We start from the raw sequence: 16,414 nt of genomic DNA, 5'->3' as shown, positions 1-16,414 counted from the left end.
CTAACGGGGGTGCTGATGGGTAGGGGAGCGTCGTGTGCCGGGTGAAGCCGCGCCGGAAGGCAGTGGTGGACGGTTCACGAGTGAGAATGCAGGCATGAGTAGCGATACACACGTGGGAAACGTGTGCGCCGATTGACTAAGGGTTCCTGGGTCAAGCTGATCTGCCCAGGGTAAGTCGGGACCTAAGGCGAGGCCGACAGGCGTAGTCGATGGACAACCGGTTGATATTCCGGTACCCGCTTTGAAGCGCCAGCGCTGAACCTTCTGATGCTAAGTCCGTGAAGCCGCCGGCTGAGTCTTCGGACGAGGTCGGAGTGGTGGAGCCGACGGCCCGAGGGGGTAGTAGGTGAGTGATGGGGTGACGCAGGAAGGTAGTCCAGCCCGGGCGGTGGTTGTCCCGGGGTAAGGGTGTAGCCCGGAGGGTAGGTAAATCCGTCCTCCGTGTAAGGGTGAGACCTGATGCCGAGCCGATTGTGGTGAAGTGGATGATCCTATGCTGTCGAGAAAAGCCTCTAGCGAGTTTCATGGCGGCCCGTACCCTAAACCGACTCAGGTGGTCAGGTAGAGAATACCGAGGCGTTCGGGTGAACTATGGTTAAGGAACTCGGCAAAATGCCCCCGTAACTTCGGGAGAAGGGGGGCCATTGCTGGTGATCACCCTTGCGGTGTGAGCTGGTGGTGGCCGCAGAGACCAGCGAGAAGCGACTGTTTACTAAAAACACAGGTCCGTGCGAAGCCGTAAGGCGATGTATACGGACTGACGCCTGCCCGGTGCTGGAACGTTAAGGGGACCGGTTAGTCATGATCCGTCATGGCGAAGCTGAGAACTTAAGCGCCAGTAAACGGCGGTGGTAACTATAACCATCCTAAGGTAGCGAAATTCCTTGTCGGGTAAGTTCCGACCTGCACGAATGGCGTAACGACTTCTCGACTGTCTCAACCATAGGCCCGGTGAAATTGCACTACGAGTAAAGATGCTCGTTTCGCGCAGCAGGACGGAAAGACCCCGGGACCTTTACTACAGCTTGATATTGGTGTTCGGTTCGGCTTGTGTAGGATAGGTGGGAGACTGTGAAGCCCGGACGCTAGTTCGGGTGGAGTCGTCGTTGAAATACCACTCTGGTCGTGCTGGATGTCTAACCTGGGTCCGTGATCCGGATCAGGGACAGTGTCTGGTGGGTAGTTTAACTGGGGCGGTTGCCTCCTAAAGGGTAACGGAGGCGCCCAAAGGTTCCCTCAGCCTGGTTGGTAATCAGGTGTTGAGTGTAAGTGCACAAGGGAGCTTGACTGTGAGACCGACGGGTCGAGCAGGGACGAAAGTCGGGACTAGTGATCCGGCGGTGGCTTGTGGAAGCGCCGTCGCTCAACGGATAAAAGGTACCCCGGGGATAACAGGCTGATCTTCCCCAAGAGTCCATATCGACGGGATGGTTTGGCACCTCGATGTCGGCTCGTCGCATCCTGGGGCTGGAGTCGGTCCCAAGGGTTGGGCTGTTCGCCCATTAAAGCGGTACGCGAGCTGGGTTTAGAACGTCGTGAGACAGTTCGGTCCCTATCCGCTGTGCGCGTAGGAGTCTTGAGAAGGGCTGTCCCTAGTACGAGAGGACCGGGACGGACGAACCTCTGGTGTGCCAGTTGTCCTGCCAAGGGCATGGCTGGTTGGCTACGTTCGGGAGGGATAACCGCTGAAAGCATCTAAGCGGGAAGCCTGCTTCGAGATGAGGACTCCCACCCCCATGAGGGGTTAAGGCTCCCAGTAGACGACTGGGTTGATAGGCCAGATATGGAAGCACCGCAAGGTGTGGAGTTGACTGGTACTAATAGGCCGAGGGCTTGTCCTCAGGTGCTCGCGTCCACTGTGTTGGTTCTGAAACAACGAACTGTGTTGCCGTCCGGTTCGTACAGTTTCATAGTGTTTCGGTGGTTATAGCGTGAGGGAAACGCCCGGTTACATTCCGAACCCGGAAGCTAAGCCTTTCAGCGCCGATGGTACTGCAGGGGGGACCCTGTGGGAGAGTAGGACGCCGCCGAACAATTCTTGAGAATGAAGAAAGCCCTGTGGGGGACTCCGGTTCCCCACAGGGCTTTCTCGCGTTGTTCTCCGGGCCACTCGGAGTTCATGTTGGCCCCGGATCATCTGCAGCTATGGGACGTGCAGCGGAGAGACTTGAGCGGGCTCTGACGGATTCGGGTGTGGGCGCCGGCGACGAGGTCGTCATGCCGTCGTTCGCGGCCCAGGAGGTGGCGCACGCCGTCCGGGCGGCCGGCGCCACACCGGTGTTCGCCGATATCGACGCCGACTCCTTCTGCCTGTCGGCGGAGGCCGCGGCCGGCGCGGTCACCCCGCGCACCGCCGCGATCGTGCCGGTCCACCAGTTCGGGCACCGCGCGGATCTGGCCGGCCTCGGTGAAACGGCACGCCGCCATGGGCTGTTGCTCCTCGACCACGAGGAGGACGAGAGCCCCGCGGCGGAGATCCTGCACCGCCAGGCGCATGCCGCTTATCTCAACGCCCGGCTGAGGGGGGTCCGTACCCCGCGCGTGGCCGCGGGCGCCGGACACACCTACCAGCAGTACGTGGTGCGCGTGCCGGGGAACGGCCGGCCCGACCGGGACGCGTTCGCGATGGTGCTGCGGAGCAAGGGCATATCCTGCCGGGTGCCCGTGCAGACGCCCGTCCACCGGACGCCCGGGTTCCGGCGGGACCTCTGGCTCCCGGAGACGGAGCGCGCCGCGGACGAGTGCCTGGCGCTGCCCTCCGGTTCATCGCTCTCCCGCCGGGAGCTGCAGCGGGTGGTGTCCGCATGCAACGCTCTCGGAGGGCTGCTGCGTCCCGCCTCCCGGCCGGGGAGTGGTCGGGAGCGCTCCAGGGCTCGGGTATGATCTATCCCGTTGCCGCGCCCCAATAGCTCAGTCGGCAGAGCGTCTCCATGGTAAGGAGAAGGTCTACGGTTCGATTCCGTATTGGGGCTCAGAACGGGAAGCCCCCGCCGTCGGGCGGGGGCTTTCGGCATGTCCGGGCTCAGGCCGGCTCCGGTACCCGCATGGCCAGGATCGCCATGTCGTCCGAGGCGGGCTCGGCGGCGAAACGCTCCACGGCGCGGAGCACGCGGGCGGCGACGGCGCCGGCCGTCAGCCCCGTACAGGTCCGCAGAACGTCGGCCAGGCCCTCGTCGCCGAGCATCCGGGTGCCCTCGCGGCGCTCGGTGACCCCGTCGGTGACGCACAGCAGAACGTCGCCGGGGGCCAGGGTGACCTCCTCCGCGTAGAGTTCGAGGTCCTCCATGACGCCGAGCAGCGGCTGGGGCTCCGCGGCGGGCTCCACGCTGCCGTCCTGGCGCAGGCGCAGCGGCTGGGGATGCCCCGCGCAGACGACCTTGAGCAGGGCGCTGCCGTCCGGCTGCGGCCACAACTCGCCGTAGAGCAGGGTGAGGAAACGGCTGCGGGCGCCCTCGTCCAGGATGGCGTCGTTGAGGCGCTCCAGGACGGCGGGGCCGCCGAAGCCCTCGCGGGCGAGGAGCCGCAGGGCGTGCCGGGCGAGGCCGGTGACGGCGGCGGCTTCGGGGCCGGTGCCGCAGACGTCGCCGATGGCGAAGCCGTAGGCGCCGTCCCGGATCGGGAAGAGGTCGTAGAAGTCGCCGCCGACCTCGTTGCCCTCGCCCGCCGCGCGGTAGATCACCTCGACCTCGACGCCGGGCACGTCGGGCAGCTCGGGCGGCAGCAGACTGCGCTGGAGGGACTGGCTGATGGCGGTGCGCTCGGAGTAGAGGCGGGCGTTGTCCAGGGCCAGAGCGGCCCGGCGGGACAGGTCCTCGGCGAGCTCCAGGATCTCCTGGCGGAAGTGCTCGTCGGAGGGCTTGCCGAGGGTGAGCATCCCGATGACGCGGTTACGGGCCACCAGCGGCAGGACGACCGTTTCGCCGCCAACGGCGGACGCCGTGGCGAGGGACGGCCCGGGGCCGTGAGCCGCTCCGGAGTCGTCGCCCAGGCCCAGGTTCCGCAGCGAGCTGCGGAGGGCCGCCGAGTGGGCCGCGTCGCTGGGGGCGGTCCAGACGCGGGCGCCGGGGGTCGGTACCGGGTCGGGTGGCGGGACCTTGCCGAGCAGCGTCTTGAGGCCGTCGATCCGGTCCTCGTCCTCGTGCAGCACATAAGAGAGTTCGGGCTCGGTGGACTGGTCGGCGACGGTGTAGACGGCGCACCAGGTGGCGAGGGTCGGGACCGTCATCTGGGCCATCAGCGCCAGGGTCTGGTCCCGGTCGAGGGTGCCCGCGAGCAGGTCGGAGGCCTCGACGAGGAAGGACAGGGAGCCGCGGCGGAGCCGCTCCAGCTCGGTGAGGCGGGCGCGTTCCACGGCGAGGGCGATGCGGTCGGCCGCGAACTGGAGTCGCAGCGCCTCCTCGTTGCTGTAGCGGCCGGGGGCCTCGGCGGCCACGCCCAGGGAGCCGGTGAGCCGCCCCTCGACCTTGAGGGGGACGGTGACGACGGAGCGCATGCCGGTGCCGGCGAGGAGCGGGACGGCGCCGGGGACGACGGTGAGGTCTTCGTGGACGGCCGGCATCCGGGCGGACCCGTAGCGTCCGGTTCCCGCCTCGACGGGGACGCGGGCGAAGCGCTGGCGGGCCGAGGGGAGGCCGGTGGAGGCGCGGACCTCCAGCTCGGTCTCGTCGTCCGTGGCGAGCAGCAGGTAGGCGGCGTCGCCGTCGAGCATGTCGCGGGCGCGTTCCACGGTGCGCTGGAGGAGGCCGTCGAGGTCGTCGGGGGCGGGGGAGCCGATGAAGACCTCGAAGGGGTCCGCGGCCGAGCCCTGGCGCTCCCCGGAGGGGGTGGCGCCGTCCGGGGAGGCGGGGGCGCGGAGCGTCGTCTGCAGCACGGCGCGTTCGTGGTCCCGTACGAGGAGGCAGACGGTGGAGGGGGCGCCGTCGGCGTCCCGGACCCGCAGATGGGAGGCGTAGACGGGGACGACCCGGCCGTCCGCGGCGCGGATGCCGTAGGAGCCCTCCCAACGGGAGAGCTGGAGGGCTTCGGCGATGCCGGTACCGGTGCCGGGGGTGTGCGGCCAGGCCGCGAAGTCGGTGAGGGGTCTGCCGAGGACCTTCTCGGTCTCGTGGCCGAAGAGGGCCTCGGCGTCCTCGTTCCAGGAGCTGACCGCCGAGTCGCGGTCGATCTGGACGACGGCGACCCGGACCCGGGCGTCGGCGACGGGGAGGGCGTCGGTGGGCAGGGCGGGGCCGGCCGACCGGGTGCCCGCGGGGCGCTCGGGGAGGGAGAGCTCGAACCAGACCTGTTTGTGGGTCGGGCTGTACTCCACGCCCCAGCTGGCGGCGATCGCTCCGCAGAGCATGAGCCCGCGGCCGCCCTCGCGGTCGGGACTGGCGGCCTGTGCCGCGTTGTGCTGCAGGGGGACGTCGCGCTCGGGGTAGCGGTCGGCGACCTCGACGCGGACACCGTCGTCGGTGCGCAGGCAGAGGACGTCGGCGGCGGTGCCGGCGTGGACCACGGCGTTGGTGACGAGCTCGCTGGTGAGGACGACCGCGTCGTCGACGATGTCGGAGTAGCCCCAGCCCTGCAGGGTGTCGCGGACGAAGGCGCGGGCGCTGGCGACCGAGCGCCCGACCGGCTCGAAGGTGGCCGTAGCCCGCGCGGTGATCACTGGTCTCCTCGGGAAGGTCTCGGTGCCGGGGGAGCGCATCCCGGGCAGGGCGGGGGCTTGGGGGAGCTCGGGGCCACCGGGGCCGTCGGGCAGGCGGCCGGTACCGCGGTCCGTTTCGTCCTGCCGGACCAGGCTCTCGCCCCGCTCCTTCATCCCACTCCCTCTGGCCGGGCGGCTCGCAGCCGGGCCCCGCCGGCCTCTTGAGTCACATGCTTCACCACCGGTGCTTTGGCCGGAGGTGGACAGCCGCATGCAAGGTTACTTACCTTCGCCGTCCGCGAGGATGCCGGTCGCGGGTGATTCCCCCCGGAGAGTGCCTCGGACGGTGTGCGATGCTGCCGAACTGTTATGGCCTGGCCGGAACGGGGTGAAACACTGGGCGCATTCAAGAGTCCGGGGAGAACGGTCAACCCTGCAGGAGGACACGGTGGAGTCGGGCGCAGCGGCGCGAAGCACCAAGACGCGCGCGAAGAGCGGGCGCTCTCGTGGCGGCGGGACGACCGAGGTGGACACGGCGGCGCTCAACCGGCTGCTCACCGCGTTGTCTGCGATGCGGGACGGCAACTTCCGGAAGCGGCTGACCGTCTCCGGCGACGGCACGATGGCGGAGATCGCGGCCGTCTTCAACGAGGTGGCGGACCGCAATCAGCAGCTGACCGGGGAGATCTCCCGGGTCCGCCGGGTCGTCGGCCGGGAGGGCAAGCTCACCGAGCGGCTGGAGACGGGCCCCTGCGAGGGCTCGTGGGCGGCGGCGATCGACGCGACGAACGCGCTGGTGGACGATCTCGTGCGCCCCGTGTCGGAGGTCGGCCGGGTGCTGTCGGCGGTGTCCGAGGGCGATCTCGAGCAGCGCATGGACCTGCGGTCGCAGAACCCGGACGGAGCGGCGCACCCGCTGCGCGGTGAGTTCCTGAAGGTCGGGCGCACGGTCAACGGGCTCGTCGACCAGCTCTCGGCGTTCACCGACGAGGTCACGCGGGTGGCCAGCGAGGTGGGGACCGAGGGCAAGCTGGGCGGCCAGGCCAAGGTCCGGGGGATGTCGGGTTCGTGGAAGGACCTGACGGATTCCGTGAACACGATGGCGTACCGGCTCACGGCGCAGGTGCGGGACATCGCGCTGGTCACGACGGCGGTGGCCAAGGGGGATCTGTCCCGCAAGGTCACGGTGCACGTGGCCGGCGAGATGCTGGAGCTCAAGAACACCGTCAACACGATGGTCGACCAGCTCTCCTCGTTCTCCTCCGAGGTGACGCGCGTGGCGCGGGAGGTGGGCACCGAGGGCGAGCTGGGGGGCCAGGCGCAGGTGCCCGGGGTGGCGGGCGTCTGGAAGGACCTGACGGACTCCGTCAATCTCATGGCGGGCAATCTGACGGCGCAGGTGCGCGGGATCGCCCAGGTGACGACGGCGGTGGCGAACGGCGACCTGTCGCAGAAGGTGACGGTGAGCGCTCGCGGCGAGGTGGCGCAGCTCGCCGAGACGATCAACACCATGACCGAGACCCTGCGGACGTTCGCGGGCGAGGTGACGCGCGTGGCGCGGGAGGTCGGCGCCGAGGGTGAGCTGGGTGGTCAGGCGCAGGTGCCGGGTGCGGCGGGCACGTGGAAGGACCTGACGGATTCGGTGAACACGGCGTTCCGGAACCTGACCGGTCAGGTGCGGGACATCGCGCAGGTGACGACGGCGGTGGCCAACGGTGATCTGTCGCAGAAGGTCACGGTGGACGTCTCCGGGGAGATGCTGGAGCTGAAGAACACCGTCAACACGATGGTCGACCAGCTCTCGTCCTTCGGCGCCGAGGTGACACGGGTGGCCCGGGAGATCGGTGTCGAGGGTGAGCTGGGCGGTCAGGCGCAGGTGCCGGGTGCGGCGGGCACGTGGAAGGACCTGACCGATTCGGTGAACACGGCGTTCCGGAACCTGACCGGCCAGGTGCGGAACATCGCCCAGGTGACGACGGCGGTGGCCAACGGCGATCTGTCGCAGAAAGTCACGGTGGACGTCTCCGGCGAGATGCTCAAGCTGAAGAACACCGTCAACACGATGGTCGACCAGCTCTCGTCCTTCGCCGACCAGGTCACGCGGATGGCCCGGGACGTGGGCACGGAGGGCCGGCTGGGCGGCCAGGCCCGGGTGGACGGGGTGTCCGGCACCTGGAAGGACCTGACGGACTCCGTCAACTTCATGGCGGGCAACCTGACCTCACAGGTGCGCCAGATCGCGCAGGTGACGACGGCCGTCGCCCGGGGCGACCTCTCGCAGAAGATCGAGGTCGACGCCCGTGGCGAGATCCTCGAACTGAAGAACACGATCAACACGATGGTGGACCAGCTGTCCGCGTTCGCCGACCAGGTGACGCGGGTGGCGCGCGAGGTCGGCACGGAGGGCCGGCTCGGGGGGCAGGCGCAGGTGCCCGGCGTGGCCGGTGTCTGGCGGGACCTGACCGATTCCGTCAACGGCATGGCCGGCAATCTGACCGCTCAGGTCCGCAATATCGCGCAGGTCGCCACGGCGGTCGCCCGCGGTGATCTCTCGCAGAAGATCGACGTGGACGCCCGCGGGGAGATCCTGGAGCTGAAGAACACCCTCAATACGATGGTGGACCAGCTCTCCTCCTTCGCGGAGCAGGTGACGCGGGTGGCCCGCGAGGTCGGCACCGAGGGCATCCTCGGCGGCCAGGCGGAGGTGCAGGGCGTCTCCGGCACCTGGAAGGACCTCACGCAGTCCGTCAACTTCATGGCCAACAACCTGACGACCCAGGTGCGGAACATCGCGCAGGTGACGACGGCGGTGGCCAACGGCGATCTGTCGCAGAAGGTGACGGTCGACGCGAAGGGCGAGATCCTCGCGCTGGTCACGACCGTCAACACCATGGTGGACACGCTCTCGTCGTTCGCGGAGCAGGTGACGCGGGTCGCGCGTGAGGTGGGCACCGAGGGGCAGCTGGGCGGCCAGGCCCGGGTCCGCGATGTGTCGGGCATCTGGAAGGACCTGACGGACAACGTCAACCTGATGGCGAACAACCTCACCATCCAGGTGCGCAACATCGCCCAGGTGTCGTCCGCGGTCGCCAACGGCGATCTCACCAAGAAGGTGACGGTCGAGGCGCGCGGCGAGGTCGCGCAGCTCGCCGACACCGTCAATACGATGGTGACCACCCTCTCGTCCTTCGCCGACGAGGTGACGCGCGTGGCGCGCGAGGTGGGCACGGAGGGCATCCTCGGCGGGCAGGCCCGGGTGCCGGGCGTCTCCGGTACCTGGAAGGACCTCACCGAGTCGGTGAACTCGATGGCGTCCAACCTGACCGGCCAGGTGCGCAACATCGCGATGGTGACCACCGCGGTCGCCAAGGGCGATCTGACCAAGAAGATCGACGTGGACGCGCGCGGCGAGATCCTGGAGCTCAAGACGACCATCAACACGATGGTGGACCAGCTCTCCTCGTTCGCGGACCAGGTCACCCGGGTGGCGCGCGAGGTGGGCACCGAGGGGCAGCTGGGCGGCCAGGCCCGGGTCCGGGACGTGGACGGCACCTGGCGCGACCTCACCGAGTCGGTGAACGAGATGGCCGGGAACCTCACCCGGCAGGTGCGGGCCATCGCCGCGGTCGCCGCAGCGGTGACCCGGGGCGACCTCAACCTCAAGATCGACGTGGATGCCGCGGGCGAGATCCTGGAACTCCAGGACAACATCAACACGATGATCGCGACCCTGCGCGAGACCACGCTCGCCAACAAGGAGCAGGACTGGCTCAAGGGCAACCTCGCCCGGATCTCCGGTCTGATGCAGGGCCGCCGCGACCTCGCCGACGTCGCCCGGCTGATCATGAGCGAGCTGACCCCGGTCGTCTCCGCGCAGCACGGGGCGTTCTTCCTCGCGGCACCGGCCGATTCGGAGAGCACCGAGGTCGCCGCCATAGACGACGCGGGCTCGTACGAGCTGCGCATGATCGGCTCGTACGGGTACTCGATGGGGGCGATGCCCACCACCTTCCGGCCGGGTGAGTCCCTCATCGGTACGGCGGCGGAGGAGAGGCGCGCGATCCTGGTCGAGAACGCGCCGCCCGGTTACCTCAAGATCTCCTCGGGGCTGGGGGAGGCTCCGCCCGCCCATGTGATCGTCCTGCCGGTGCTCTTCGAGGGCCAGGTCCTCGGCGTGATCGAGCTGGCCTCCTTCCAGCCCTTCACACAGATCCAGAAGGACTTCCTCAACCAGATCGCCGAGATGATCGCCACCAGCGTCAACACCATCAGCGTCAACACCAAGACCGAGGTGCTGCTCAAGCAGTCGCAGGAGCTGACGGAGCAACTCCAGGACCGCTCCGAGGAGCTGGAGAACCGGCAGAAGGCCCTCCAGGCGTCCAACGCCGAACTGGAGGAGAAGGCCGAGCTGCTGGCGCGGCAGAACCGCGACATCGAGGTGAAGAACACCGAGATCGAGGAGGCGCGGCAGGTGCTGGAGGAGCGGGCCGAACAGCTCGCCGTCTCCATGCGCTACAAGTCGGAGTTCCTGGCCAACATGTCGCACGAGCTGCGCACCCCGCTGAACTCGCTGCTCATCCTCGCCAAGCTGCTCGCCGACAACGCCGACGGCAATCTCTCCCCGAAGCAGGTCGAGTTCGCCGAGACGATCCACGGCGCCGGTTCCGATCTGCTCCAGCTGATCAACGACATCCTCGACCTGTCGAAGGTCGAGGCGGGCAAGATGGACATCAGCCCGTCCCGGATCGCCCTGGTCCAGCTCGTCGACTACGTCGAGGCGACCTTCCGCCCGCTCACCGCCGAGAAGGGCCTGGACTTCTCCGTACGGGTCTCCCCGGAGCTGCCCGGCACGCTGCACACCGACGAGCAGCGGCTGCTGCAGGTGCTGCGGAACCTGCTGTCGAACGCGGTGAAGTTCACCGACGGCGGCGCGGTGGAACTGGTCATCCGCCCCGCCGGGGACGATGTGCCGGACGCCATCCGCGAACAGCTCCTGGAGCACGGCTCGCTGCAGGAGATGGACGCCCCGATGATCGCCTTCTCGGTCACCGACACCGGTATCGGCATCGCGGCCAGCAAGATGCGGGTGATCTTCGAGGCGTTCAAACAGGCCGACGGCACCACCAGCCGCAAGTACGGCGGCACGGGCCTCGGCCTCTCCATCAGCCGGGAGATCGCCCGGCTGCTGGGCGGAGAGATCCACGCCGCCAGCGAACCGGGCCGCGGCTCGACGTTCACGCTCTACCTGCCGCTCAACCCCGGCGCCCTCCCGCCCCAGGGCTACCCGCAGCTCGCACCCGTGCCCGCCGACCGCGGCCGGGGCCGGCGCGGTGCCGACGGGCTGCCCGACGGGACGGCCGACGTGACGGACATCGCGGAGATCGGTGAGGGCACGCCGGTCGAGCGCCCCGTGCCCCGCCGCGCCGCCGCCGGGCGGGCCCTGGGACGCCGCCGCGCCGCGGAGTCCCGGGCCGAACTCCCGCCGGCGCCCCCCGCGGAGGAGGTCTCGGCGGAACCGCAGCCGGCACCCCCGGAGTCATGGCTCGGCAACGGCCAGGACCTGGTGGCTCCCCGCCCGGGAGGCGGCGGTTTCCACGGGGAGAAGGTGCTGATCGTCGACGACGACATCCGCAATGTCTTCGCGCTGACGAGCGTGCTGGAACAGCACGGCCTCTCCGTGCTCTACGCCGAGAACGGGCGCGAGGGCATCGAGGTCCTGGAGCAGCACGACGACGTGGTGCTGGTGCTGATGGACATCATGATGCCCGAGATGGACGGGTACGCCACGACGGCCGCGATCCGCAGGATGCCCCAGTTCGCCGGTCTTCCCATCATCGCGCTCACCGCGAAGGCGATGAAGGGGGACCGGGAGAAGAGCATCGACGCCGGGGCCTCGGACTATGTGACCAAACCGGTCGACACCGATCACCTGCTGACCGTGATGGAACAGTGGATGCGCCCGCGTGCCGACTGACCGTCCCCGACGAGGTGTGGGAGCGCCGTATCCGGGGAACCTTCTGGTCTTCCGTGGCGTTTCCGCTGTGTGCACAGTGACATCGCGGTGACAGGGTGTGGCGACAGGCGGGGTGCGGTTACGATGACCGGCACAAGGACGGGCGGCGCAAGGGAGTCGTCCCCTGGGGCGGCCTCCGGTGCTTCCCCGCGCTCATCGAGCAGGGGAGGCCCCGCGCCGGGGCGAGGAGGACGGGCCATGGTGCAGAAGGCCAAGATCCTCCTGGTCGATGACCGGCCGGAGAATCTGCTGGCGCTGGAGGCCATTCTCTCCGCGCTCGATCAGACACTGGTACGGGCATCGTCAGGGGAGGAAGCGCTCAAGGCGCTGCTGACGGACGACTTCGCGGTCATCCTGCTGGACGTCCAGATGCCGGGCATGGACGGTTTCGAGACCGCGGCGCACATCAAGCGGCGGGAGCGGACCCGCGACATCCCGATCATTTTTCTGACGGCCATCAACCACGGCCCCCACCACACCTTCCGCGGTTACGCGGCGGGCGCGGTGGACTACATCTCCAAGCCCTTCGACCCGTGGGTCCTGCGGGCGAAGGTGTCGGTGTTCGTCGAGCTCTACATGAAGAACTGCCAGTTGCGCGAGCAGGCCGCCCTGTTGAGGGCGCAGCTGGAGGGGAGCCGTCCCGAGCCCGGCGTGTCCGGGGAACCGGCCGGGCTGCTCGCCGAACTCTCGGCGCGGCTGGCCGCGGTGGAGGAACAGGCGGAGGCCCTGTCGAAGCAGCTCGACGACTCGGCGGACGCGGCCGCCGTGGCCACGGCGGCCCACCTGGAACGCAAACTCACCGGTCTGCGGCGGGCGCTGGACGCCCTGGAGCCGGGCACCGGCGGCACCGGGACGGTTCCACCGCAGGGCTGAGCCGGCTTGACGCCCCGTCACCGCCGGGCCGGGAACGCGACACGAACGGGTCAACCGGTGGCCACGCGTGTACCGTCCGCCCGGCACCGGTAACCTCGCCCCATGGCCTCACGTACGTCCGGCAAGGGTTCCCAGGGCACAGGGGGTACCTCTCAGGCACGCGGTGGCCGTGCCGCGGGCGCCGCCAGGAAGGCCCCCGCGAAGAAGGCACCGGCGAAGCGGGCGCCCGCCAAGAAGGCGGCGGCCAAGCCCGCGCCGTCCCCGACCGGAGGCGTCTACCGCCTGGTGCGGGCGCTGTGGCTCGGACTCGCCCACACGGTCGGTGCGCTGTTCCGCTCCCTCGGGCGCGGCGCCCGGAACCTCGACCCGGCGCATCGCAAGGACGGGCTGGCGCTGCTGCTGCTGGGCCTCGCCCTCGTGGTGGCGGCCGGCACCTGGTCCAGTCTCGAGGGCCCGGTCGGCGACCTGGTCGAGATGCTGGTCACCGGAGCGTTTGGGCGGCTGGATCTGCTGGCGCCGCTGCTGCTGGGCACCGTCGCCGTACGGCTCATCCGCCACCCGGAGAAGCCGGAGGCCAACGGCCGCATCGTGATCGGCCTCTCCGCCCTTGTCGTCGGCGTGCTGGGGCAGGTCCACTTGGCGTGCGGTTCTCCCGGGCGCGGCGAGGGGACCGAGGCCATCCAGGACGCCGGCGGGCTGATCGGCTGGGCCGCCTCCAAGCCGCTGGTCTTCACGGTCGGCGAGGTGCTCGCCGTACCGCTGCTGGTGCTGGTCACGGTCTTCGGGCTGCTGGTCGTCACGGCCACCCCCGTCAACGCCATCCCGCAGCGGCTGCGGCTGCTCGGCGTGCGGCTGGGCATCCTGGAGGCCGCCGCGGCCGGAGGCGCGGCCACGGCGCCCGACGACGTGGCGTACGAGCAGGAGTGGCGCAGGACGCTCGACCGCAAGCCGCGCCGCGGCTCCTCCCGGGCGGGCGCGGCGGCCGCCGACCCGGACAGTGCCGAGGAGGAGGCGCTCTCGCGCCGGCGGAAGACCCGCCGCGCCCGCGGAGCGGAGCCCGCCGCACGGTCGTCGGAGGCCGTTGACGCGGCGGCCGCCGGGGCGGCCTCGGTGGACGGCGCCGTGCTGCACGGAGTGCAGCCCTCGCCGGTGGTCGCCGGGCTGAGCCATGGCGTCTCGGCCGACCGCACGGCCGAGGTGCCGGGAGCCCGGGAGGCGGAGGAGACCGCCGCGGTGTCCGCCGCCCCCGCGGCCGGGCGGGCGCGGAAGGGGGCGGCCGCCGGGCAGGACGGGCCCGATGCCGTACCGGACCTGACGCGCAGGGCTCCCGAGGCCGCCGAACCGCTGCCCGCGCGCGCCGAGCAGCTTCAGCTCTCCGGGGACATCACCTACGCGCTGCCCTCCCTCGACCTGCTGGAGCGCGGCGGGCCGGGCAAGACGCGGAGCGCCGCGAACGACGCCGTGGTGGCCTCCCTGACGACCGTTTTCACGGAGTTCAAGGTGGACGCCGCCGTCACCGGCTTCACCCGCGGACCGACGGTCACCCGTTACGAGGTCGAACTCGGCCCGGCGGTCAAGGTCGAGCGGATCACCGCCCTCGCCAAGAACATCGCCTATGCCGTGGCGAGCCCCGACGTCCGGATCATCAGCCCCATCCCCGGCAAGTCCGCGGTCGGCATCGAGATCCCGAACACGGACCGGGAGATGGTCAACATCGGCGACGTCCTGCGGCTCGCCGACGCCGCGGGCGACGAACACCCCATGCTGGTGGCGCTGGGCAAGGACGTCGAGGGCGGCTACGTGATGGCCAACCTCACGAAGATGCCGCACATCCTGGTGGCCGGCGCCACCGGCTCCGGCAAGTCATCCTGCATCAACTGCCTGATCACGTCGATCATGGTCCGGGCCACGCCGGAGGACGTGCGGATGGTGCTGGTCGACCCCAAGCGCGTGGAGCTGACCGCCTACGAGGGCATCCCGCACCTGATCACGCCGATCATCACCAACCCCAAGCGGGCCGCCGAGGCCCTCCAGTGGGTCGTCCGGGAGATGGACCTGCGCTACGACGATCTGGCGGCGTACGGCTACCGCCACATCGACGACTTCAACGCCGCGGTGCGCAGCGGCAAGGCGAAGGCTCCCGAGGACAGCGAGCGGGAGCTCCAGCCGTATCCGTACCTGCTGGTGATCGTGGACGAGCTGGCGGACCTGATGATGGTCGCGCCGCGCGACGTCGAGGACGCGATCGTGCGGATCACCCAGCTCGCGCGGGCCGCCGGAATCCACCTGGTGCTGGCCACCCAGCGGCCCAGCGTGGACGTCGTCACCGGTCTGATCAAGGCCAACGTCCCGTCGCGGCTGGCCTTCGCCACGTCCTCCCTCGCCGACAGCCGGGTCATCCTGGACCAGCCCGGGGCGGACAAGCTGATCGGCAAGGGCGACGGGCTGTTCCTGCCGATGGGCGCGGGGAAGCCGACCCGGATGCAGGGCGCCTTCGTCACCGAGGAGGAGATCCGGGCCGTCGTCGAGCACTGCAAGCAGCAGATGGCGCCGGTCTTCCGGGACGACGTCACGGTCGGCTCCTCGAAGAAGAAGGAGATCGACGAGGAGATCGGCGACGATCTCGATCTGCTGTGCCAGGCGGCGGAGCTGGTGGTCTCCACCCAGTTCGGTTCCACTTCGATGCTCCAGCGCAAGCTGCGGGTGGGCTTCGCGAAGGCGGGCCGGCTGATGGACCTCATGGAGTCCCGCGGTGTGGTGGGGCCCAGCGAGGGTTCCAAAGCACGGGATGTCCTGGTGAAGGCGGATGAATTGGACGGAGTGCTGGCCACGATTCGTGGGGAGAATCCTTCGTAAGGGTGGCGCGGGGCAACCGTTTCGCCTGGTGCGGCGTCACATGGGATGAGACGACAGGGGTATGTGTGGATCATCGGAGGGGCCCGCCCGTCCGATGGCGTACAAACCCGGCTCTCCCGGTTGCCCGGCCCTCTCGTACCCCCCGTAGACTGAACTTCCAGCAGGTGGCTACACGCTCGAAAGGCCTCCCCCGTGTCCTTGGGTAACTCCCCCGCAGACGACCGGCCTTCCGTCGGGCGCGCGCTCCAGCAGGCCCGCATCGACGCCGGACTGACCGTCGACCAGGTCAGTACGGTCACGCGCGTGCGCAACCCGATCATCCATGCGATCGAGCAGGACGACTTCTCCCGCTGCGGCGGCGACGTCTACGCGCGCGGCCACATCCGCGCCCTGGCCCGCGCCGTCGGGGTGGACGCCGCCGTCCTCGTCGAGCAGTACGACGCCGAGCACGGCGGGCGGCCGCAGCCGACCCCGGCCGCTCCGCTCTTCGAAGCGGAACGCATCCGCCCCGAGCCGGCCCGGCCCAACTGGACGGCCGCCATGGTCGCCGCCATCGTCGCCGTCGTCGGCTTCGTGGGATTCACCCTCTTCAGCGGTGACGACGAGGACGGCGGTACGCCCGTCGCCGGCAACACCCCCGAGTCCTCGCCCGCGAAGCCCGGGGGCGGCAAGCCCGCCGACCCGAAACCGGAACCCACCGACAGCGCCATCGCCGCCGCGCCCGCGGACAAAGTGACCGTCAAGCTGACCGCCGCGGAGGGCTCCAGCTGGATCCTGGCGAAGAACCACAACGGCAAGGTGCTGCACCAGGGTGTGATCAAGGAAGGCGCCTCCAAGACCTTCACCGACAAGGAGCGGATCGACCTGATCCTCGGCAACGCCGGTGCCGTGCAGCTCTACGTCAACGGCAAGGAGGTCAAGGACGAGTTCGCGCCCGGGGAGGTCCAGCGGCTCACGTACACCAAGGGCGACCCGCAGGCCGGCTGATCCCCGGCGGCGGCGCGGCGGCCGGCGGCCCGCGGGGAGCGGCCGCCGGGGGCGGA

At 69.6% G+C, this 16,414-nt stretch carries 6 protein-coding genes, 1 tRNA gene and 2 rRNA genes (1 of these 9 only partly in view); 8 read left to right on the top strand and 1 reads right to left on the bottom strand.

The window, feature by feature from the left end:
* The 4 genes from LIX60_RS07745 to LIX60_RS07730 form a co-directional block, all read left to right on the top strand.
* A 23S ribosomal RNA gene (locus tag LIX60_RS07745) occupies nt 1–1,841 on the top strand (it extends 1,285 nt beyond the left edge of the window).
* Between the two features lie 75 nt (nt 1,842–1,916).
* Nucleotides 1,917–2,033: ribosomal RNA gene (gene rrf / locus LIX60_RS07740) — 5S ribosomal RNA — on the top strand.
* Between the two features lie 61 nt (nt 2,034–2,094).
* Nucleotides 2,095–2,883 (top strand): DegT/DnrJ/EryC1/StrS family aminotransferase, encoded by a 789-nt coding sequence (locus LIX60_RS07735; RefSeq protein WP_265585212.1) that lies wholly within the window; start codon nt 2,095–2,097, stop codon nt 2,881–2,883.
* Between the two features lie 16 nt (nt 2,884–2,899).
* Nucleotides 2,900–2,972: transfer RNA gene (locus LIX60_RS07730), tRNA-Thr, on the top strand.
* A gap of 50 nt (nt 2,973–3,022) precedes the next feature.
* Here LIX60_RS07730 and LIX60_RS07725 read toward each other — a convergent pair.
* Complete coding sequence (locus LIX60_RS07725; RefSeq protein WP_227962664.1) at nt 3,023–5,689, bottom strand: SpoIIE family protein phosphatase; 2,667 nt, start codon at nt 5,687–5,689, stop codon at nt 3,023–3,025.
* 388 nt (nt 5,690–6,077) lie between these two features.
* Between LIX60_RS07725 and LIX60_RS07720 the strand changes: the two genes are divergently transcribed.
* The 4 genes from LIX60_RS07720 (at nt 6,078) to LIX60_RS07705 (ending at nt 16,358) form a co-directional block, all read left to right on the top strand.
* Nucleotides 6,078–11,603: a HAMP domain-containing protein gene (locus LIX60_RS07720; RefSeq protein WP_227957795.1), complete on the top strand. Its 5,526-nt coding sequence runs from the start codon at nt 6,078–6,080 to the stop codon at nt 11,601–11,603.
* Nucleotides 11,604–11,840: 237 nt separating this feature from the next.
* On the top strand, nt 11,841–12,515 hold the full coding sequence (locus LIX60_RS07715; protein WP_019709751.1) for a two-component system response regulator: 675 nt from the start codon (nt 11,841–11,843) through the stop codon (nt 12,513–12,515).
* Between the two features lie 102 nt (nt 12,516–12,617).
* The gene (locus tag LIX60_RS07710; RefSeq protein ID WP_227957794.1) at nt 12,618–15,371 is read left to right on the top strand and encodes a DNA translocase FtsK; all 2,754 of its coding nucleotides are present in this window, start codon (nt 12,618–12,620) and stop codon (nt 15,369–15,371) included.
* Between the two features lie 192 nt (nt 15,372–15,563).
* A complete protein-coding gene (locus LIX60_RS07705; protein WP_227957793.1) occupies nt 15,564–16,358 on the top strand; it encodes a helix-turn-helix domain-containing protein in 795 nt (264 codons plus the stop codon).
* Nucleotides 16,359–16,414 lie beyond the last annotated feature (56 nt).

Source organism: Streptomyces sp. S07_1.15, assembly GCF_020739505.1.
Lineage (GTDB): Bacteria > Actinomycetota > Actinomycetes > Streptomycetales > Streptomycetaceae > Streptomyces > Streptomyces xinghaiensis.
The sequence above is the reverse complement of the archived record's forward strand: the minus strand, read 5'-3'. Positions and strand labels throughout refer to the sequence as shown.